Origin of the sequence: Paragemmobacter amnigenus, assembly GCF_009908265.2 — a bacterium.
Lineage (GTDB): Bacteria > Pseudomonadota > Alphaproteobacteria > Rhodobacterales > Rhodobacteraceae > Paragemmobacter > Paragemmobacter amnigenus.
Map to the genome: position 1 here is coordinate 212513 of NZ_JAAATX020000006.1, position 19995 is coordinate 232507.

At 67.1% G+C, this 19995-nt stretch carries 18 protein-coding genes; 4 read left to right on the top strand and 14 right to left on the bottom strand.

What is annotated here, in order from left to right; translation table 11 throughout:
• Positions 1 to 146: 146 nt before the first annotated feature.
• Positions 147 to 2126 carry an FAD-dependent oxidoreductase gene (locus GU927_RS10335; RefSeq protein WP_161762357.1) on the top strand — a complete coding sequence of 660 codons (1980 nt, stop codon included), beginning with the start codon at positions 147 to 149 and terminating at the stop codon, positions 2124 to 2126.
• Here the strand turns inward: GU927_RS10335 and GU927_RS10340 are convergent.
• From GU927_RS10340 to hspQ, 9 genes are all read right to left on the bottom strand, one after another.
• Positions 2116 to 3156, bottom strand: a complete 1041-nt coding sequence (locus tag GU927_RS10340; RefSeq protein WP_161762358.1) for an acyltransferase family protein — start codon at positions 3154 to 3156, stop codon at positions 2116 to 2118. The genes GU927_RS10335 and GU927_RS10340 overlap by 11 nt on opposite strands.
• A gap of 22 nt (positions 3157 to 3178) precedes the next feature.
• Positions 3179 to 3841 carry an RluA family pseudouridine synthase gene (locus GU927_RS10345; protein WP_232489183.1) on the bottom strand — a complete coding sequence of 221 codons (663 nt, stop codon included), beginning with the start codon at positions 3839 to 3841 and terminating at the stop codon, positions 3179 to 3181.
• Positions 3838 to 4734 carry a homocysteine S-methyltransferase family protein gene (locus GU927_RS10350; RefSeq protein ID WP_161762440.1) on the bottom strand — a complete coding sequence of 299 codons (897 nt, stop codon included), beginning with the start codon at positions 4732 to 4734 and terminating at the stop codon, positions 3838 to 3840. The genes GU927_RS10345 and GU927_RS10350 overlap by 4 nt, the downstream gene beginning before the upstream one ends.
• Positions 4735 to 4860: 126 nt before the next feature.
• Positions 4861 to 5658, bottom strand: coding sequence for a GFA family protein (locus tag GU927_RS10355; protein WP_232489184.1), 798 nt, complete (start codon positions 5656 to 5658; stop codon positions 4861 to 4863).
• On the bottom strand, positions 5658 to 6113 hold the full coding sequence (locus tag GU927_RS10360; protein ID WP_232843772.1) for a GAF domain-containing protein: 456 nt from the start codon (positions 6111 to 6113) through the stop codon (positions 5658 to 5660). Before GU927_RS10360 ends, GU927_RS10355 begins: the two co-directional genes overlap by 1 nt.
• A gap of 1 nt (position 6114) precedes the next feature.
• A complete protein-coding gene (locus GU927_RS10365) occupies positions 6115 to 7692 on the bottom strand; it encodes a gamma-glutamyltransferase family protein (protein ID WP_161762359.1) in 1578 nt (525 codons plus the stop codon).
• 212 nt (positions 7693 to 7904) lie between these two features.
• A complete protein-coding gene (locus GU927_RS10370; protein WP_161762360.1) occupies positions 7905 to 8318 on the bottom strand; it encodes an ATP-binding protein in 414 nt (137 codons plus the stop codon).
• Positions 8296 to 8631 carry an STAS domain-containing protein gene (locus GU927_RS10375; protein ID WP_161762361.1) on the bottom strand — a complete coding sequence of 112 codons (336 nt, stop codon included), beginning with the start codon at positions 8629 to 8631 and terminating at the stop codon, positions 8296 to 8298. Before GU927_RS10375 ends, GU927_RS10370 begins: the two co-directional genes overlap by 23 nt.
• Positions 8632 to 8694: 63 nt before the next feature.
• A complete protein-coding gene (gene hspQ / locus GU927_RS10380) occupies positions 8695 to 9021 on the bottom strand; it encodes a heat shock protein HspQ (protein WP_161762362.1) in 327 nt (108 codons plus the stop codon).
• A gap of 84 nt (positions 9022 to 9105) precedes the next feature.
• Here hspQ and GU927_RS10385 point away from each other — a divergent pair, with 84 nt between their 5' ends.
• Positions 9106 to 9987, top strand: a complete 882-nt coding sequence (locus GU927_RS10385; RefSeq protein ID WP_161762363.1) for an AEC family transporter — start codon at positions 9106 to 9108, stop codon at positions 9985 to 9987.
• A gap of 76 nt (positions 9988 to 10063) precedes the next feature.
• Positions 10064 to 10648 (top strand): transglycosylase SLT domain-containing protein, encoded by a 585-nt coding sequence (locus tag GU927_RS10390; RefSeq protein ID WP_161762364.1) that lies wholly within the window; start codon positions 10064 to 10066, stop codon positions 10646 to 10648.
• A 16-nt stretch (positions 10649 to 10664) separates the two neighbouring features.
• Here the strand turns inward: GU927_RS10390 and GU927_RS10395 are convergent, their stop codons facing one another.
• A complete protein-coding gene (locus tag GU927_RS10395; RefSeq protein WP_161762365.1) occupies positions 10665 to 11267 on the bottom strand; it encodes a LolA family protein in 603 nt (200 codons plus the stop codon).
• 349 nt (positions 11268 to 11616) lie between these two features.
• On the opposite strand from GU927_RS10395, the gene GU927_RS10400 reads away from it, so the two are divergent.
• The gene (locus GU927_RS10400; protein ID WP_161762366.1) at positions 11617 to 12918 is read left to right on the top strand and encodes a D-amino acid dehydrogenase; all 1302 of its coding nucleotides are present in this window, start codon (positions 11617 to 11619) and stop codon (positions 12916 to 12918) included.
• A 126-nt stretch (positions 12919 to 13044) separates the two neighbouring features.
• Here GU927_RS10400 and GU927_RS10405 read toward each other — a convergent pair whose 3' ends face one another.
• The 4 genes from GU927_RS10405 to GU927_RS10420 all read right to left on the bottom strand — a co-directional run bounded on the left by GU927_RS10405 (position 13045) and on the right by GU927_RS10420 (position 19932).
• Positions 13045 to 14079: a lysine-2,3-aminomutase-like protein gene (locus tag GU927_RS10405; protein ID WP_161762367.1), complete on the bottom strand. Its 1035-nt coding sequence runs from the start codon at positions 14077 to 14079 to the stop codon at positions 13045 to 13047.
• A gap of 110 nt (positions 14080 to 14189) precedes the next feature.
• Entirely contained in the window at positions 14190 to 17276 is a 3087-nt protein-coding gene (locus GU927_RS10410; RefSeq protein WP_161762368.1) for a DNA translocase FtsK, read from the bottom strand.
• Between the two features lie 11 nt (positions 17277 to 17287).
• Complete coding sequence (locus GU927_RS10415) at positions 17288 to 18466, bottom strand: aminotransferase class I/II-fold pyridoxal phosphate-dependent enzyme (RefSeq protein ID WP_161762369.1); 1179 nt, start codon at positions 18464 to 18466, stop codon at positions 17288 to 17290.
• A 134-nt stretch (positions 18467 to 18600) separates the two neighbouring features.
• On the bottom strand, positions 18601 to 19932 hold the full coding sequence (locus GU927_RS10420) for an amidase (RefSeq protein ID WP_161762370.1): 1332 nt from the start codon (positions 19930 to 19932) through the stop codon (positions 18601 to 18603).
• Positions 19933 to 19995 lie beyond the last annotated feature (63 nt).

The window sequence follows — 19995 nt, forward strand, 5'->3', positions numbered from 1 at the left end:
AGTCGGGTATTTGGGCCGAGATGAAGAGGCAGTCGTTCCGCGCCCGATCCATGGCGCTTTCCGGCACCCCCATGTCGCGGCCAACCCTCACGCCCTGCCCGCCCCCTCGTCTAGGCTGACCGCGCCAGCCCCGAAGGACGCGCGCCATGCCAACCCACCACCCCCACCTGACCTCGCCCATCTCCCTGCGCGGCACCACGCTGCGCAACCGCATCGTCTTCGGCGCGCATACGAACAACATGTCCGACATGGGCCACCCCGGCCCCCGCACGCTGGGCTACATCGCAGAACGCGCCAAGGGTGGCGCGGGGATGATCGTGATGGAACCCGTCCCCGTCCACCGCACGGGCGTCCTCACCCGCGGCAACTACCTGCACGGCACCGACGACATCATCCCCGCCTTCCGCAAGGTGACCGACGCCGCCCGCTCCGAAGGCGCCGTCATCCTGCAACAGCTTTACCACATCGGCGCGCATGGCGATTCCGACCTGTCCTTCCAACCCCACTGGTCCCCTTCCGGCCATGCCTCCTACCACGACTCGGACGGCTCCCACTGCATGGCCGAATCGGAAATCGAGGAACTCATCGACGCCCACATCGCCGCCGCCATCCGCTGCCAGAAGGCAGGCTTTCAGGGGGTAGAGGTCTGGGCCGCCTACCACTCTCTCCTCGACCAGTTCTGGACCCCGTGGTCCAACACCCGCGACGACAGATGGGGCGGCTCGCTCGAAAACCGCACCCGCTTTTCCCGCACCATCATCGAAGGCATCCGCCGCGCCTGTGGCGAGGATTTCATCGTCGGCCTCGCCGTCTCCACCTCCGACGCGCATGACGTGACCCTCTCGGTCGAGTCGCTGACCGAAATCGTGGCGCTGCACGACGCCACGGGCCATATCGACTATGTCACCTGCGGCCATGGCGGCTATCTCGACTTCGAACGCCTGATGCCCACCTTCCTCTTTGCGGAAAAACTCACAGCCCCCGTCACCGAAATCCTGAAAGGCGCGGTGAAACACGCCAAGGTGACGTCCGAGGCGCATGTCAGAACCCCCGACAACGCCGAAACCATCATCGCCTCGGGTCAGGCCGACATGGTGTCGATCGTGCGCGGCCAGATCGCTGACCCCCACCTCGCCGCCAAGACGATGGCAGGCCGCGCGGAGGACATCCGCGCCTGCATCTCCTGCAACCAGATGTGCTGGGGCCGCCGGTCGCGCGACTACTGGATCTCCTGCCTCATCAACCCCAGCGCGGGGCGCGAATGGGAATGGGGCGGCGACCGCTTCACCCCCGCCGCCACGCCCCGCCACATCCTCATCGTCGGCGCAGGCCCCGCGGGGTGCGAGGCCGCCCGCGCCGCCGCCGAACGCGGCCACCGTGTCGACCTTGTCGAAGCCGCCCCCCGCATCGGCGGCCAGTTCCGCCTTGCGGGCGAACAACCCCGCCGCGCCCAGATCATCGACCTCTTCGACTGGTACGAACGCCAGTTCGCCCGCCTCGGCGTCACACTCCACCTCAACACCTATCTGGACGAGGGCGACATCGCCGCCCACCCCGCCGACACGGTGATCCTCGCCACCGGCTCCCTCCCCGACCCCGACGCGAAACAGCGCTGGCTCCCCGCGCTGCCCCGCCTGCCGGGGCTGGAAAACGGCAATGTCTGGTCGCCCGAGGACGTCATGCGCCGCGAAGCGCGCCTTGGCGACACCGTCATCCTCTATGACGAAGGCGGCAACTGGCGCGGCGTCGGCACCGCCTGGGCCATGGCCGAACAGGGCAAAAAGGTGATCCTCGTCACCCCCGACCCCTACGTCGGCAAGGAAATCACCCGCACCTCCGCCGATGCCCCCGCCCGCCAGCGCCTGGCGAAACTCGGCGCGCAATTCCTGACCGAACACGTCATCACCCGCTGGCACGGCAACGGCGCGACTGTCCGCTCAGGGCTCACAGGCGAGGAAACCACCCTCCCCGCCTCCGCCCTCGTGATGGCCACGACCAACATCGCCTTCGACCCCTTCCCCGAAACCTTCGCAGGCAAACAGACCCACCGCATCGGCGACTGCGCCGCCCCGCGTCAGGCCCCCTATGCCTTCCACGAAGGCCGGAAGATCGCCCTCACCCTCTGATCTTCTCTGCGGCTTGACGCCCCCAACGGTTCGTCGGTCGCTCCACTACGATGTATGTGACCGTCGACAATCCAACCGTAATTACTGCAACAAGCCCAAAGCGCAGTGTGCCCTCTGCTACTGCATTGCCGAGCAAGGCAATTACCAAGAGATGCCAAAGATAGATGCTGTAACTAATGGTTCCGAGAAAGCGCAGCGGCACCGAGTCAAGCCACAGTCCTCCTCCAACGGAGTCCTTCCGCGCCAAGAGAATTCCTGCGGTCGCCAACCCGATCAATGCACCACCGCCGGGTAGCGGAGACAGTAGGACCAAAATGAACATAGCGACGGAACCCCAAAGCACCGCTCCCGCCATTGGCGAGACTTTATACCAACCTCCATCGCGCATGCGATAACAAGCAGCACCTAAAAGGAAATAGGCTCCGAAGGTCGTGGGAAACCATTTTGCGGCCACAGATTCCGCCACCACCCCAAACACTAACCGCGTCAATGCCGCCAGAACCAGCAGGATCGCAAGCCAAACAAGAAATGTCCGCAGGGCAGTCACACGCGACAAAAGCAACGGCAGGACAATATACCAGAACACCTCGATCGGAATGGTCCACTCCACGCCAAGAATGCTGTTAGCGATCCGATAGTCCAGAAAACTCAGAAAGGTAACGTGCATGAGAAGATTGTATACCCCGATTTCCATACCGAATTCGGTCAGGAAAAACGGCGTTGGCGTAAGCCCTGCATGATACAGAATTGCAGCAATTGCGATGATGGCCCAGTAGGCCGGCGCGATACGCGCCATCCTCCGCACCAGAAATTCACGATAACTGCCGCTCGAAGTCCAGGTTGCCGCGATGGTGAAGCCTGAGATCACGAAAAATACCTGAACCCCGTACTTTCCAGCGCCGGTAATGTTCTGCCCAACCCAACCTAAATCGGAAAAGCCGCCGGTATGAATACAGACAACCATCAAAGCCGCGATTGCACGCAGACCGGTTATGAAATCCGTCTCGCCGTAATTCCTGAGAAAGCTCAAACGATCTCTCCTTTGCTAGCCATCAGAACGGACAGACCGCCGCGAACTCCACCCATCCCCCGCCCTCGGGATGGTGCAGCCCCAACCGCTCCGCATGCAGCATCAGGCGCGGAAAGTCCCGCGCCGCCCCCTCGGCATAGATCGGATCACCAAGGATCGGATGGCCCAGCGACAGCATATGCACCCGCAACTGGTGGCTCCGCCCCGTCAGCGGGAACATCCTGACCCGCGTCTCGCCCGCACCGCGCGCGATCACCTCCCACTCCGTCACCGCGGGTCGCCCGCGCTCGTGGTCGACCTTCTGGCGCGGGCGATAGTCCCAGTCGGCGCAAAGCGGCAGCTCCACCCGCCCGCGATCCGGCCCCATCACCCCCGCCACCCGCGCGACATAGCTCTTCTTCGCCCGCCGCTTCTCGAACTCCTGCCCCAGAAAGCCCTGCGCCGCCTTGTCCCGCGCAAAGATCATCACGCCCGACGTGTCGCAATCCAGCCGGTGCACCAGCAACGCGCCGGGGCGGAACGCCTCCAGCCGCGACATCAGGCAATCCTCCCGCCCCTCCAGCTTGCCGGGCACGGACAGCAGGCCCGACGGCTTGTCCACCACGATGATCCGCGCATCCTCGTACAGGATCACCGGATCGCCCGCCGGCGGGTCATAGTCGAAATCGGCCAGCAGGCTGCTCACACCACCACATGCCCCGCCGCGCGCAGCGCCGCCGCCAGCGCGGCGATATGCGCAGGCCCCACCTCGCAGCAGCCCCCCACGATCGTCGCCCCCTGCGCGACCCAGCCCATGGCGAACTCCACGTATTTCTCCGGCGTCAGGTCGTGGCGATGGGTCAATGCCGCCACCGTCGGCGCATCCTCCAGAAACCCGTCCGAGATATGGGTGAACCCGTTGGCATAGGCCCCGAAAGGCACGCCAAAGCCCTTCACCACCTCCATCGCCGCCGCCATCGCCTCGGGCACGGAACAGTTCACCAGCACCGCCGCAGGACGATAGGCGTCCACCACCCGCTTCAGCTCTGCCAAAGGTTCTTCCGACCGCAGCTTCGTGCCGTCGCGGTCATGCACCGTCACCGACAGCCAGACAGGCTTGCCCCCCGCCTGCGCGCCCTTGATCGCCCCTTCGGCCTGCGTCACGCTCGCCATCGTCTCGCACAGGATCACGTCGACCTGCGGGCCAAGGATCGCGGCGATCTCGGCATATTTCGGCGCGGCCTCGGCGACCGGCAGGGTCACATCCGCGCGGTATGTGGCGACCAGCGGCCCCATCGACCCCGCGATCCGCCCCGCCCCATGCGCCGCCCGCGCCGCCACCGCCTCGGCCACCGCCTTGCGGTGCAGGTCCGCAAACAGGTGATCCAGGCCAAAGCGTTCCAGTCGGTCATGGTGGATCGCATAGGTGTTGGTCGTCGCAACCGTCGCGCCCGCGGCAAAGTAATCGTCATGGATCGCGCGCACCAGATGCGGATGGTCCAGCATCACCCGCGTCGCCCAGAGCGGCGTGGGCTCATCCCCCGACCGCGCCACCAGTTCCTGCCCCATGCCGCCGTCCAGCAACGTGATTTCGGCCATATCCATGCTCCCCTGCTTTTCCCCACCTATCCCTGCCGCGGGCCGCAGCGCAAGCACCCGCCGCGGAACGGGGGGCTTTGCGCCCCCCGGACCCCCCGCAGGGTAGTTGGGCCGAGATGAAGGGGATCAGTCCCGCCCCGCCATTTGGGGCAACCCGTCCGTGATGTCGTAATGGCTGCCCTTTTCGGCCACGAAGATATGCGCGGCCAGACGCCCGCCGGTCGGCCCGTCCACGCATCCCGCCTCGACCGAAAAGCCGCCCACCGCATCGCGGAACCACAGGCTCGACCCGCAGCGCCCGCAAAAGCCGCGCAGCGCACCCCCCGCCGTGCGGTATTCCGCCAGCCCCTCGCGCGACTGCCAGTCGACCGACGCCTCCTCCGCATCGAAGGAGGCGGAATAATGCCCCGAAAGGCTGCGGCACTGGTGGCAATGGCAGGCGGTGATCTCTCCCGCCGGTCCGGCCACCGTGAACCGGCACGCCCCGCACAGGCAGGACGCCGCCAGCCGCTCCGGCGCGGCCACGGCTTCGGGCGGCGGCCCTTCGGGGGCGTAATAATCCCCGGCATCCTGCGTGTAGATATGCTCCGCCACGCGGATATCGACCGGCCCCTCCAGCGCGGCGGGGGAAAAGCTGATGCAATGCTCCTCGGGCGTGCCCCAGTCGAAGACGGCATCCGCCTCGGGCAGCCAGAACAGCGTCGCCCCGCAGTCGCCGCAGAACCCCCGCTGCGCCACCGGCGAAGACCGGAACCACCGCAGCCCCCGCCCCTCGGTCACGCGCCACTTCGCCACGGGAACCGAGGCCGCCGCCCAGTAATGCCCGCTCACCTTGCGGCATTGCGTGCAATGGCAGGCCAGCGCGTCGCGGATCGGCCCCTCCACCTCGAACCGCACCGCGCCGCAGTGGCAGGCACCCCGCATCACACCGCGTCCCGGAACACTTCGGCCAGCAGCGGCACCAGCCAGTCCTCGTCCGCCTTGGTAAAGGCCGCGGGCGTGTCGCTGTCCAGATCCAGCACCCCCAGCAGCTCGCCCTTCCCGTTCCAGACCGGCAGCACCAGTTCCGACCGGGTCGAGGAGGAACAGGCGATGTGATCGGCAAACGCCTCCACATCCGGCACGTTCTGCACCTGCCCCGTCCGCGCCGCCGCCCCGCAGACGCCACGGCTGAACGGGATGATCAGACAGCCATGCCCGCCCTGATAGGGCCCGATCTTCAACATCTCGGGCCCCGTCACGCGGTAGAACCCCGTCCAGTCGCAGAACGGATGGTGGTGATGGATCTCGCACACCACCGTAGCCATCAAGGCGACCGTATCCGTCTCGCCCGCGCAGAGCGCACGGATCGCCGCCGTGATCGCGTCATAGTCCACCATGTCAGTACCCCAACGCGCAGCCATCTTTGCGGGGGTCCGATGCACCGACCAGAACCCCGTCCTCGCCGATCAGGATCGCCTGACAGCCGCCAATGGGATCGTTCGGGATCGACACCTGATGCCCCATCTCCGCCAGCCTTGCCCGCACCGCATCGGAATAGCCGCGTTCGACCAGCATCCCCTCCGCGCCGGAAAAACAGCGCGGCGCATCGTTGGCCGCCTGCGGATGCATCCCGTAATCCACCAGATTGGTGACATAGCGCGCATGGCCGCAGGGCTGATAGGCCCCGCCCATCACGCCGAAGGGCATCGTCACGCGGCCACCCTGACGCAGCATCCCCGGAATGATCGTGTGCATCGGCCGCTTGCCCGGCCCCGCCTCGTTCGGATGCCCCGCCTGCAGGGTAAAGCCAGCCCCGCGGTTCTGGAAATTGATCCCGAACTTCTCGGACGCCAGCCCCGACCCGAACCCCCAGAAGATCGAATAGATCAGGCTGACCGCCATCCGGTCCTTGTCCACGACCGTGATATAGATCGTGTCCTTGTGCACCGCCTCGGTCAAAGGTGCCGCCGCCGCCATCGCCCGCTTCGGGTCGATCAGTGCGGCCAGCTTCGCCGCCGTCTCGGGCGCCAGCATATGCGCCAGCCGCGACATGTGGTCGGGGTCCGCGATGAAACGGTTGCGCGCGTCATAGGCCAGCTTCGCCGCCTCTGCCTCAAGATGCGCGCGCTCCACCCCGAACGGGTCCATGCCCGGCAGGTCGAAATGACTCAGGATGTTCAGCATCAGGATCGCCGTCGCCCCCTGCCCGTTCGGCGGATGCTCCAGCAGCTCGACCCCCTTGTACTGCCCCGACACAGGCGTGGTGTAGTCGCAGGCCACCCCCGCGAAATCCTCCATCGTATGCGTCCCGCCCAGCGCGCGCAGCGATGCGACCATGTCCTCGGCCACCTCGCCCTCGTAGAACCCCTTGCGCCCCTCCTTCGCGATCCGGCGCAGCACCTCCGCCTGACCGGGCGCGCGGAAGACCTGCCCCGCCTTGGGCACCGCACCGTTCACCAGATAGTGCCGCCGCGCCGCCCCCTGCAGCCGCACCGCATCGCCTTCCCAGTCGAAGGCCACGCGCGGCGCGACGGGGATGCCCTCGTCGGCATAGCGGATCGCGGGGGCCAGCACCGCATCCAGCCCCAGCTTGCCCCAATCCGCCGACAGCCGGCAGAAGGCATCCACCGCCCCGGGCAGCGTCACGGGGTCCACCCCGTCCAGCGGCACCGCCGTCAGCCCGCGATCCCGCATCGCCTGCGCCGAATAGCCCGCCGGTGCCCGCCCCGACCCGTTCAGCGCGATCACATCCTCGCGCCCCGCCGGTTTGATCAGGACAAAGCAATCCCCCCCGATCCCCGTCATCTGCGGCTCGGCAATGCCCAGAAGCACCGCCCCCGCGATGGCCGCATCCACGGCATTGCCGCCCCGCTCCATCACATCGACGGCCACCTTCGCGGCCAGCGGATGCGACGTCGCGCATATCCCGTTCTGGGCATAGACGGCCGACCGGCCCGGCATGTGGAAATCGCGCATCCTGTCCTCCCCGTTTCCCTCGACGGGAAACTAGGGGGCCGCGCGCGACAAGCCAATATTTCTTGCAAAACCCCCGCGCGCAAAGCGACCCCGATGCCTGGGACACGTTTTGGGGGCTGGAAATCCGCGGCATCGGGGTGCAGCCCGAAGGCTACACCCTAGTAACGGCGTGTGGCGCGCGGGGTTTAGCCCGCCGCGCCGCGCAACGCGCCTCAGTCCCCCGCCCGCACGCAGAGCGACAGCACATTCATCCCCCGCTGCCGCCGCATCCGCACCCTCTCGGTCAGGGCAAGGATCAGCGGCCAGCCGAACCCGCCCTCCGCCGCGCCCGCGGGCATCGCGGCACGAACCGCCCCGCGCGGCACGGGACCGGCGGCATCCACGATCCGCCACGCCCGCCCCGCAGGCCCCCGCCCCGGCAAAAGGCCGATCCAGCCCGCCCCGCCCGCATAGCCATGCTCCACCACGTTGTTCAGCGCCTCGGCCAGCACCAGAAGCGTGCAGTCCCGCTCCTCCGCCGTCAGCCGCGCCAGCGCGGGGTCCGACTCCAGCCGCTGCAACAACCCGCGCACGGCGGCAGGGTCCGCCGCGATCACATGCCGCTCAGACCGCCGCGCGCAGGGCATCGCCCACCCCCGCATGGATGGTGAAGATCTGCTCCATCCGCGTCAGCCGGAACACCCGCGCCACCGCAGGCGTCAGCCCCGCCAGCTCCAGCCGCTGCTCTGCCCGCATGAAGCGCTGCACCGCCACCACCGCACCCAGCCCGCTGCTGTCCAGAAACCCGACGCCGGACAGGTCCAGCACGACCCGCGCCCCCGCCCCCTCGACCGCCGCCTTCATGCGGTCCTTGAACAGCACCGCCACCATGGCATCCAGCCGCGGCTGGTCGGGACGGACCACCGTCACCTCTCCCTGCCTCTCGACACAAAGCTCCATGCGCCTATCCCCCTTGCCGACCGGCGGAAGGATGCACGCGGACCCGTGAAGAAGTGGTAAGCGTCAGTTCAGCTGGAACTGCAACGGATAGCGCCCGTCCTCGAAATCCCCGAACAGGTCGGGCAGGTCGGGATGGCCCACGGGTTCCCCCGTCTCGTCCGGCAGCAGGTTCTGCTCGGACACATAGGCCACGTAATAGGATTGGTCGTTCTCGGCCAGCAGGTGATAGAAGGGCTGCTCCTTGGCGGGGCGCGCCTCTTCGGGGATCGCGTCATACCATTCCTCGGTATTGGCAAAACGCGGATCAACGTCGAAGATCACGCCGCGGAAGGGGTGCTTGCGGTGACGGACCACCTGTCCGATGTGATATTTGGCTTGGGCCGTGAACATGACATTGCATCCCCTGTCCCTGTTTACTAATCCCTCGCCGCATCCTTTGTCCATCGGGCAGGTGGACCAGCGGGGAAACAGTCTGTGAACCTCATTCTGACAGTGCTCGAAATCGTGGCGCCCGTCGGCCTTCTGGGTCTTGTGGGCTTTCTCTGGGTCCGCCTCGGCTTCGAATACCGGCTGGAGTTCATCACGCGGCTCTGCATGACGCTCTCGCTCCCCCCCCTCGTCTTCACCGCCCTGATGAAGACCGAGATCGACCCCGCCGCGCTGACCTCGCTCTCGCTTGCCGCCGCGCTGGCCTATGGCGCGCTGACGGTGGCCTTCTGGGCGGTCACCACCGCGCTCGGCCTCGACCGCCGCACCTTCCTTGCCCCGCTGATCTTCGGCAACACCGGCAATGTCGGCCTGCCGCTCGCGCTCTTCGCCTTCGGGCAGGCGGGGCTGGGCTATGCGGTCGTCGTCTTTGCCGTGATGATCCTGTGGCACTTCACCTTCGGCCTCTGGATGGTCGCGGGCGGAGGCTCCCCCGCGCGGCTGCTGCGCGAACCCATCATGGGCGCCACGCTTCTGGGCGCGCTCTTCCTCTGGCAGGGCTGGGAAACCCCGCGCTGGCTGACCAACTCGCTCGACCTTCTCGGCCAGATCGCCATCCCGCTCATGCTCATCACGCTGGGCGTTGCCGTCGCACGGCTCAACGCGGGCAAGCTCGGCCGCGCCGTCTGGCTCTCGCTCCTGCGCGCGGCCATCTGCCTTGCCGCCTCTCTCGGCGCGGGGCTGCTCTTCGGCCTGCCCCCCGTGGCGCTCGCCGTCCTGATCCTGCAGGTCACCACCCCCGTCGCCGTCACCTCCTACATGATGGCGGAAAAATACGGCGCCGACGCGCAATCGGTGGCCGGTCTCGTCATCGCCTCCACCCTGCTCTCGGTGGTCACACTTCCGCTCACTCTCGCATTCCTGATCTGACGGAACGCAGTCAGCAGTTTCCCCCGCCGCGCTTTTCCCCTATCCTCCCGTCAAAACAATACCGTGCGAGGGGCAAATGAGCAGATTTCTCCGCGCGTCGATCCTGCTTCTGTTGCTCGCCTCCTGCGGGGGCGGCAGGTTCTCGGCGCCCCGTAACCTTGACAACGCCTGCGCCATTCTGGACGAGCGTCCGGCCTATTACCGCGCCATGAAGGACGCGGAACGCCGCTGGGGCATCCCGATCCACGTGCAGATGGCGACCTTCCATCAGGAATCGAAATTCATCGGCAATGCCCGCACCCCGCACCGCTATGCGCTGGGCGTCATCCCGATGGGCCGCCAGTCCTCGGCCTATGGCTACAGCCAGGCCCTCGACGGGACGTGGGAGGAATACGAGGACGCGGTCGGCCGCTTCGGCGCGCGCCGCGACCGCATCGACGACGCGGCCGATTTCATGGGCTGGTACATGGACATCTCCACCCAGAAGCTCGGCATCTCGAAATGGGACGCACAGGCGCAGTATCTGGCCTATCACGAAGGCCGCACCGGCTATGCCAACCAGTCCTATCTGGGCAAGCCGTGGCTGATGGATGTCTCGGCCAAGGTCGCCCAGCGGGCCGAGATGTACCGCGGCCAACTCGCCTCTTGCGGCGCGATCTGACCCCCCGCGGCGGGGCCTACTGGCCCCGCTTCTCGCGCTCCACCGTGATGTTGAACAACGACGCGGGCAGATCGCCCCCCGTCACCATCCGGTCGAGGATCACGTCGGTCTTGTTGCCCAGATCATCCGTGATCACCCATTGCCGCAGCGCGACCGGATTGTCCGAAAACACCAGCTCGATCGTGCCGTATTGCGGGTTCTCGGGGTCCTGCGCCACGACGCGCGTGCTATCCTGCGCCTCGTAATGGCCCACCACCATCTTCGCGCGGCCAAGGTCCACCGTCCGCTCGAGGATGATGTTCAGCGGCGTGCGCTTCAGCGGATACTGCTCCGGCGGCTGGTTCGACTTGGCGTCGAAGATCGCCACCTGCCCGCCCCCCGCCATCACCAGCGACCGGTCCGGCGGCGCATATTCGAACCGCACCCGCCCCGGCCGCTTGATGTACAGCGTCCCGGTCGAGATGGTGCCATCCGAATTCACCTGCGTGAACTCGGCCTCGGCCGTGGTCAGCGCGTTCAGATAGGCGCTCAGCTTGGCCAGAGGGATCGGCTCGGCCATCGCCGGCAGACCAAGGGCAAGCGCAAGGATCGGGGCCAGAAGGGCGGTGCGTCTGTTCATGTCCCCAATATACGCCCTCCCCGCGCGCCTTGCATCCCCGCACACCCCCATGTTGCGGCCTTGTGCCGATCCTGTGACCGGCGGTGACAAGGTCCACCCCGCCCCGGACCTGCTCCGGGGCCTCCCCGTCCACCCGCGCCACTTCCTCCACCGACGCAAATCTCCAAATTTCCGGCCTTTTTCATAAATTCCTTCGACCTTTACAATCCAGAACGGAAGTTTCTTCACTTATTTCTGACAAAAACGACCATTCCTCCCGCAACGACCCACCCCCGCGCAAAACATCGCAAACACCTCCCGCCCCCTTTCCCCCATCCTCCAGCCAATCCCCAAGGAATCGGAGCGGGCCATGAAAGTCGTTATCCTCGGCGCAGGCGTGATCGGCGTGACCTCGGCCTGGTATCTGGCCAAGGCCGGCCACGAGGTGACGGTGATCGACCGCCAGCCCGGCCCCTCGCTGGAAACCTCCTTCGCCAATGCGGGCGAGATCAGCCCCGGCTACTCCTCCCCCTGGGCCGCGCCGGGCATTCCGCAAAAGGCCATCAAGTGGATGTTCATGAAGCACGCGCCGCTCATCATCCAGCCTCGACCCGACCTTCACAAACTCGGCTGGATGGCGAAGATGCTGGCGAACTGCACCACCGCCGCCTACCAGACCAACAAGCGCCGCATGGTGCGCCTTGCCGAATACTCGCGCGACTGCCTGATGGAACTGCGCGCCGAAACCGGCATCGCCTATGACGAACGCACCCAAGGCACGCTGCAACTCTTCCGCACGCAGAAACAGGTCGAAGGCGCCGCCAAGGACATCGAAGTCCTCCGCGCCGACGGCGTCCCGTTCGAGGTGCTGGACCGCGACGCCTGCATCGCCGCCGAACCGGGGCTGGCCGCAGCCCGTGACAAGATCGCGGGCGGCCTGCGCCTGCCGGGCGACGAAACCGGCGACTGCTTCAAATTCACCAACGCGCTGGCGGCGATGGCCGAACAGCTTGGCGTGACCTTCCGCTACGGCGTCTCCATCGAAGGGCTGGACTCCGAAGGCGGCCGCATCACCGCCGCCCGCACCGGCGAAGGCCGCATCACGGCGGATGCCTTCGTCGTGGCACTGGGCAGCTACTCGCCCTTCCTCGTCGCGCCCTTCGGGATGAAACTGCCGGTCTATCCGGTCAAGGGCTACTCCATCACCGTCCCGATCACGGACGAAAGCCGCGCCCCTGTCTCCACCGTCATGGACGAAACCCACAAGATCGCCATCACCCGCCTCGGCGACCGCATCCGCGTCGGCGGCATGGCGGAAATCGCGGGCTTCGACCTGTCGCTGAACCCCAAACGCCGCGCCACGCTGGAACATTCCGTCGAAGACCTCTTCGGCGGTGCGGGCGACCAGTCGCGCGCCACCTTCTGGACCGGCCTGCGCCCGATGACGCCCGACGGCACCCCCGTCGTGGGCCGCTCCACCATCCCCAACCTCTTCCTGAACACCGGCCACGGCACGCTCGGCTGGACCATGGCCGCAGGCTCGGGCCGCGTGCTGGCCGACATCGTCTCGGGCAAGCGGACCGAGATCGAAAGCGCCGACCTTGGCTATGCGCGCTACCTCAAGGACCGCGCGCGCGGCGCACAGGGCTTCGGCGCGGCGCAGCCCGCCTGACCCGCGGGATGGGCACCATTGCCCATCCTGCCCGACCCCATCCGTAAACGGATCATCGCTCCACAGCCCGCTGCGTGCTGACAGGTTGCGGTACAACCGTCGGCACAGCCGCCGGTACAGCCATCTTCACCGCTCCGGATCGCGGTACCCATGCACCCCGCCCCGCCAGTCGGTGATGCGCCACAGGCCCCCGCCCAACGGCTCGGCATAGTCCCGCACCAGCGGCACCTTCCCGTAACCCCCCGGAATATCAAGCACATAGGTCGGGATCATCGCCCCGCTGACCCGCCCCCGCAGCGCGGCCATCAAGGCCTGCCCCTCGGCGATCGTCGTGCGGAAATGCCCTGTCCCCTTGGCCAGATCGCAATGGTGCAGGTAATAGGGCTTCACCCGCAACCGCATGAGTTTGCGGAACAATTCCTCCAACACCGCCACGCTGTCATTGATGCCGCGCAGCAGAACCGACTGCGACAGCAGCCCCACGCCAGCCCCCGCCAATCGCCCCAAGGCCGCCTCCGCAGCCTCTCCGATCTCCTGCGCGTGGTTGGTATGGACCACGACCCAGACCACCGGCCCCCGCAGCGCATCGACCAACTCCGGCGTGATCTTTTCCGGCGCAACCACCGGAATCCGCGTGTGAATCCGCACCACATCGACATGCGCAATCGCCGCCAGCCGGTCCATCAACCCCTTGATCCGGCGCGCAGAAAGCACCAGCGGATCACCCCCCGTCAGGATCACCTCGCGGATCGCCGGATTAACCGCGATGTAATCCAGCGCGGCGACAAGATCAGCTTCGGGCAGCGATCCCTCGTCACCCACCGCCTCGCGGCGGAAACAGAAACGGCAATAGACCTCGCAGGTTTTCGTCACATGCAGGATGACACGGTCCGGATAGCGATGCGTCAGCCCCTTCACGGGGGAATGGGTCTCATCCCCGATGGGATCGCCCAATTCCCCGTCGCGGATGGTCAGCTCCTCGACCGCGGGCACGAATTGCCGCGCCACGGGGTCATCCGCTGTGTCCACGCGGTCACGCATGGCCCGCGTCATGCGGATTCGGAACGCCTCTTCCACGGGGCGCAGGGCAGGGGCCGACGCGGGGGTGACCAGCCCCTCCTCCACCATCTCTGCCAATCCGTTGATCGCCCGAACCGCCATGAACCGCCCTTCCGCCTCAGGGTGCGGCACCTAGCAAGGCAGGCCGCAAAGGACAAGGCCGCCCCGAAGGACGGCCCCGCTTAACCTTCCGTTAACCCTTCGTTAACCCCTCACGCCTCCGGCACGAGGATCTCGCGCTTGCCCACATGGTTCGCGCGGGTCACGACGCCCTCTTCCTCCATCTGCTCCACCAGCCTTGCGGCCTTGTTGTAGCCGATGCCCAGCTTGCGCTGGATGTAGGACGTCGAACATTTCCGGTCCTTCGCCACGATGGCCACCGCCTGATCGTAAAGGGCATCATCCCCACCCTCGCCCGACCCGCCAAGGCCCAGCACCATGTCGATGTCATCCGCGCGGTCATCCTCGGGCCCCTCGACCACGCCGGACATATAGGCGGGCGGACCGAAGCTCTTGAGGTGATTGACGATTTCCTCGACCTCTTCGTCGGAAACGAAGGGCCCGTGGATACGCGTGATCTTCGCGCCACCGGCCATATAGAGCATGTCCCCCATACCCAGCAGTTGCTCCGCCCCCTGTTCGCCAAGGATGGTGCGGCTGTCGATCTTGGACGTGACCTGAAAGGAAATCCGCGTCGGGAAGTTCGCCTTGATCGTGCCGGTGATGACGTCGACCGAAGGCCGCTGCGTCGCCATGATCAGGTGGATGCCCGACGCCCGCGCCATCTGCGCCAGACGCTGGATGCAGGCCTCGATCTCCTTGCCCGCCACCATCATCAGGTCGGCCATTTCGTCAACGATCACAACGATATAGGGCAGAGCGACGGGGGCGAATTCCTCGGTCTCGAAGACCGGCTCGCCGGTATCCTCGTCGAATCCCGTCTGGATCGTGCGCTTGAACATCTCGCCCTTGGCCATCGCCTCGCGCACCCGGCCGTTATAGCCCTCGATGTTCCGCACGCCCATCTTGGACATCTTGCGGTACCGCTCCTCCATCTCGCCCACCACCCATTTGAGGGCGACGACGGCCTTCTTCGGGTCCGTCACCACGGGCGACAGCAGATGCGGAATCCCGTCATAGACCGACAGTTCCAGCATCTTCGGGTCGATCATGATCAACCGGCATTCCTCGGGCGTCAGCTTGTAGAGAAGGCTCAGGATCATCGTGTTGATGGCGACCGATTTCCCCGACCCCGTGGTCCCCGCGATCAGCAGGTGGGGCATCTTGGCAAGGTTCGCCACCACCGGCTCGCCCCCGATATCCTTGCCGAGCGCGAGGGGCAGCCGCATGTTGCTGTCGCCAAAGTCCCGCGCCGAAAGGATTTCCCGCAGCACGACCTTTTCGCGGTGCGCGTTCGGCAATTCGATCCCGATCACCGTCCGTCCGGGCACCGTGGACACCCGCGCCGACAGCGCCGACATGCTGCGCGCGATGTCATCTGCCAGCCCGATCACCCGCGACGCCTTCAGCCCCGGCGCGGGTTCCAGCTCGTACATGGTGACGACGGGGCCGGGGCGGACCGACACGATCTCGCCCTTCACCCCGTAATCGTCCAGCACGTTCTCCAGCATCCGCGCATTCTCTTCCAGCGCCTCGTCCGAAAGCTGGTGACGCTGCACCGTCGACGGGGCCGACAGCAGCGACAGCGGCGGCAGTTCGTATTCCTGCTGGATTTCCTCGAATTTCAGGCGCGGCTGCGCCTCGGCCATGGCCTGCCGCGACACGGGGGCGGGCTTCTTGACCACATGCTGCACCACGGGGCGGCGGTCGGCCAACACGGGCGCCCGCGGCACGACCGGCGCAGGGTCGTAATCCGGTTCCAGATCCGCATCCGCCTCGGGGTTCCAGTCCGCAGAGCCGTCGGCGCGGAACATGTTCTGCCCTTCGTCCCATTCCGCCTCGTCGTGATAGGCGACGGGTTCCGCAGCCTCGGCCATCCGCTCTGCCGACCGCAGCGCAGCCCCCAGCGGCGGAACGACCGAAGAGGTCACGGACACATCCGCCGCCGCAAAGACCGGCGGTTCGGGCGGCAGCGGCGGCACGGTACGGCCATGCGTGTTGGGGTCAAAGACCAACGGCTGCGGCCCGCGCCGCAATGCCGGTTCGCGGCGCTGGATCGCGGATTGCACCACGCTGACCGGACCGCCCGGATTGCGGATGCGCGACTTGATCGCGTCCGAGATGCGGGCGCGGATGCGGTCCTCGTCCGGCCCCAGATCGTCGTTGAACTCCGGCTCCGGCTCCACCAGTTCCGGCTCCGGCTCGACCAGACGGCGCTTGATCCCCGACACGCGCGACAGAAGGCCCAGCTTTTCCTTGGGCGGCGCATAATGCGCGGCCTCGGCCAGCGGGGCGGCATAGCGCGGCTCGGCCCTCAACTGCGCCGGACGGCCCCAATCCCCCGCCCCCTGCGCGGGCGACATCGGCGGTTCGCTCATCGGGCGGCGCACCACGTTCTGCCGGCCTGCCGCCACCGGCAGCACCGGCGCAGCCTCGCCCCATGCGGTGGCCTGACGGCGCACCGCCGCACCCTGCCGCGCCTCCTGCGCCGCGCGGCGGCGGTCCTGCATGGCAAGGGCCGCACCCTGCGCCCCGCGCCCCGCAGCCCCCATCGCCCGCGAATAGGCCAGCACCGACCCCACCATCAGGAACCGCCCGATCACCCGCAGCTCCGCCATGTCAAAGCCGGTCACAAAGGTCATCATCGCCAGAAGGCCCAGCCCCATCACCAGCGACAGCAGCTTCAGACTGATCCCCGCGCCCCCCGGCACGATGCCCACCAGCGCGCCCAGCACCGTATCCCCGAACAGCCCCCCCAGACCAAAGGAATGCGGCCAATCCGCCCCCGGCACCAGCGTCGCGGCATAGACCGAACACATCGCCACCGCGATCACGGCAAAGACGATCCGCCCCAGCGCCCGCTCGGCCCCGCGATGCAGCACAAAGCGCACGCCCCATGCCGTCAGGATCAGCGGGATGGACCACGCCCCCTTGCCCCCGATGATCACCAGCGTGGACGACACCGCCGCCCCGAACCGGCCCAGCAGGTTCTTCGCCGGTTCCTCGGTCGCCACCATCCAGCCCGGATCGTCGGGGCTATAGCTCCACAGCATCAGCGCGAAGAGCAGCGCCACCCCGATCAGGACCAGCCCGATCAACTCGCGCCCGCGCCGTTCCAGCATCGCCTGCATGTTCTGATCCAGAAGGGGATCCCGCTGCCGTGCCTGATAGGATGCCATGCCGCCGTTCCTCACCCATACACGCAGTCGCGCAGCCTGATCAGCCCGCGCCGCGTTTCTTCTGCGGGCGCCACAAGGGCGACCCGGATATATCCCTTGCCGGGGTTCTGCCCCCCGGCCTCGCGCGAAAGATAGGCGCCGGGCAGGACGCGCACGCCCGCCTCTTTCCACAGCTTCAGCGCCGCCTCCTCGCCATCCTCGACGGGCAGCCACAGGAAGAAACCGCCCTCGGGGTTCCGGAACCCCTGCACGGCCGCAAAGACCTCGTCCGCGATGCGGAACTTTTCCTGATAAAGCGCAAGGTTCGCCACCACATGCGCCTCGTCGCTCCAGGCCCGCTCGCTCACCCGCTGCACGGGCAGGGGCAGGGGCGCACCGGCAAAGGCGCGCAATTGCCGGATGCGGGCAATCCCTTGCGCGCCCCCCGCGACAAAGCCAGACCGCAGGCCGGGCAGGTTCGACCGTTTGGACAGCGAATGGAAGACGAACACACGCTCGGGGTCCGCGCCCGCCTCTGCCACCACCTGCAGCGCACCGGGCGGCGGCGCATCGCGCCAGATCTCGGAATAGCACTCGTCGGCAAAGATGCGGAAATCATGCCGTTCCGCCAGCGCCATCAGCCCCGCCAGATAGTCGCGCGACGCAATCGCCCCCTGCGGATTGGCGGGCGAACACAAATAGGCAATCGCCACGCGGTCCAGCACATCGGCAGGCAGGCCCGCATAATCCGGCAGGAACCCCGTCGCCGCCGTGGCAGGCACATAGACAGGCTCCGCCCCCATCGCCAAGGCGGCCACCGCATAGACCTGATAGAACGGATTGGGCATCAGCACGACCGGCCGCCCGCCCCCCTTCGTCTCGGGACACAGGGCCACCGCCGCGTTGAACAGCCCCTCGCGCGTGCCGTTCAGCACCATCAGCCGGTCCTCGGCCAGTGTCACGCCATAGCGCCGCCCGATCCATCCCGAAATCGCCGCCAGCAGTTCGGGCGTCCCGTCATTGGGCGGGTAAACCCCGAAGCCCGCAATATTCTCCGACAGCACCCCCGCCACGAAATCCGGCATCGGATGGCGCGGTTCGCCGATCGTCATGGCAATCGGCTCGGCCCCCGGCTTGTGGGGGTCGAGCAATTTCCGCAAACGCGGAAACGCGTAATCCGGCAGGCTTTGAAACCGCTCTGGAAACTGCATTCATGCCTCAATATCGGGGTCGTACCGCCCCGTTTCCCGGCACGATAACCAACAGACGCGCGGCGGTCCAGAAAAAGCCTGCGACCCCCGCCACTTGCGCGCCAAAGTTGTGGCTTTTGCGACTCGCGCGCGCCTTAGCGCAGCGCCCGTGCCGCCGCTGCACCCAGCCGCAACAGCCGCTCTTCCTGCATGGGCGGGGCCATGAAGCTGATCCCGCAGGACGGCTGCCCCGTGGGCAGCGTCAGCGCGCACAGACCCATCAGGTTGGCAATCCGCGTGTTCCGCAGCGCCAGCAGGTTTTCGGTGACGTAATAGGCGTTGTCATCCATCAACCGCGCCGCATCGGGCGGCAGGATGGGGGATGTGGGGATCACCACCGCATCATAGGCCGCCGTCCGTTCTGACCAGACCTTGCGCAGCACCTCCAGCCGCCGCCAGCCGGCCACGTAATCGGCGGCGGAAAACCCCGCACCGGACCGGAAGCGTTCAAGGATCCGGGGGAACATCTTTTCCGGCGCCGCCTCGATCACCTCGCGCCAGATGCCATAGGCTTCGGCGGTGAACAGGGCGGCGGCCAGACCCATCGCCTCGGCCACCTCGGGCACCTTGCCGTGCTCCACCACCGCCCCCGCGCCCGACAGGCGCGTCAGGGCGTCGTCGAACCCCTCGCCCGGACGGTCGCGCAGGTCGTCCAGCGCGACGGTCTGCAACACCAAGAGACGCACCCCCGCAAGGCTCGCCCCGCCAAGGTCGGTGGGACGCCCGCCCTCCATCGCCGCCAGAAGGAAGGCGCAATCCTCCACCGTCTTGGCAATCGGCCCGACCGTGTCGAACTTCTCGCACAAGGGCACCGCGCCCCGCGTCGACAGCCGCCCCGCCGTGGTCTTCAATCCCACAAGGTCATTCCAAGCCGCCGGAATCCGCACCGACCCGCCCGTATCCGACCCGATCGCCGCAGGCGCCAGCCCGAAGGCCACCGATGCCGCCGCGCCCGAGGACGACCCCCCGGCCACCGCGCCCTCGTCATTCACGCAAGGCGGCGTCGCCGTCACGGGGTTCAACCCCAGACCGGAAAAGGCCAGCTCGCTCAGATGCGTCTTGCCAAGGCAGACCAGCCCGCCCTGCGTCGCCACCTCGACCACATCCGCATCCCGCACGGGCGTCCGCCCCTTCAGCAGCGCCGACCCCGCCTCGGTCGCCACGCCCGCCGTATCGAACAGGTCTTTCCAGCTGACCGGTACCCCGTCCAGAAGCCCGCGCCGGAACCCCTTGCGCGCGCGGCCATGCGCCGCCATCGCCTCGGCCCGCGCCCGTGCGGGGGTGGTGCGGGCATAGATGCGCTCGGCCAGAGGATGGGTCGCGATGGCGTCCAGATGCTGTTCTGCCAGATCGACGGGGTTGATCCGCCCCGCCCCGATCTCGCGCCCCAGTTCCGCCGCGGTCATGTTCTGCCAGTTCTTCGCCATGCCAATCCCCGTTTTCCCGAACGGTAGCGGCACAGCGGCGCATGGACAATCCCGCCACGACGG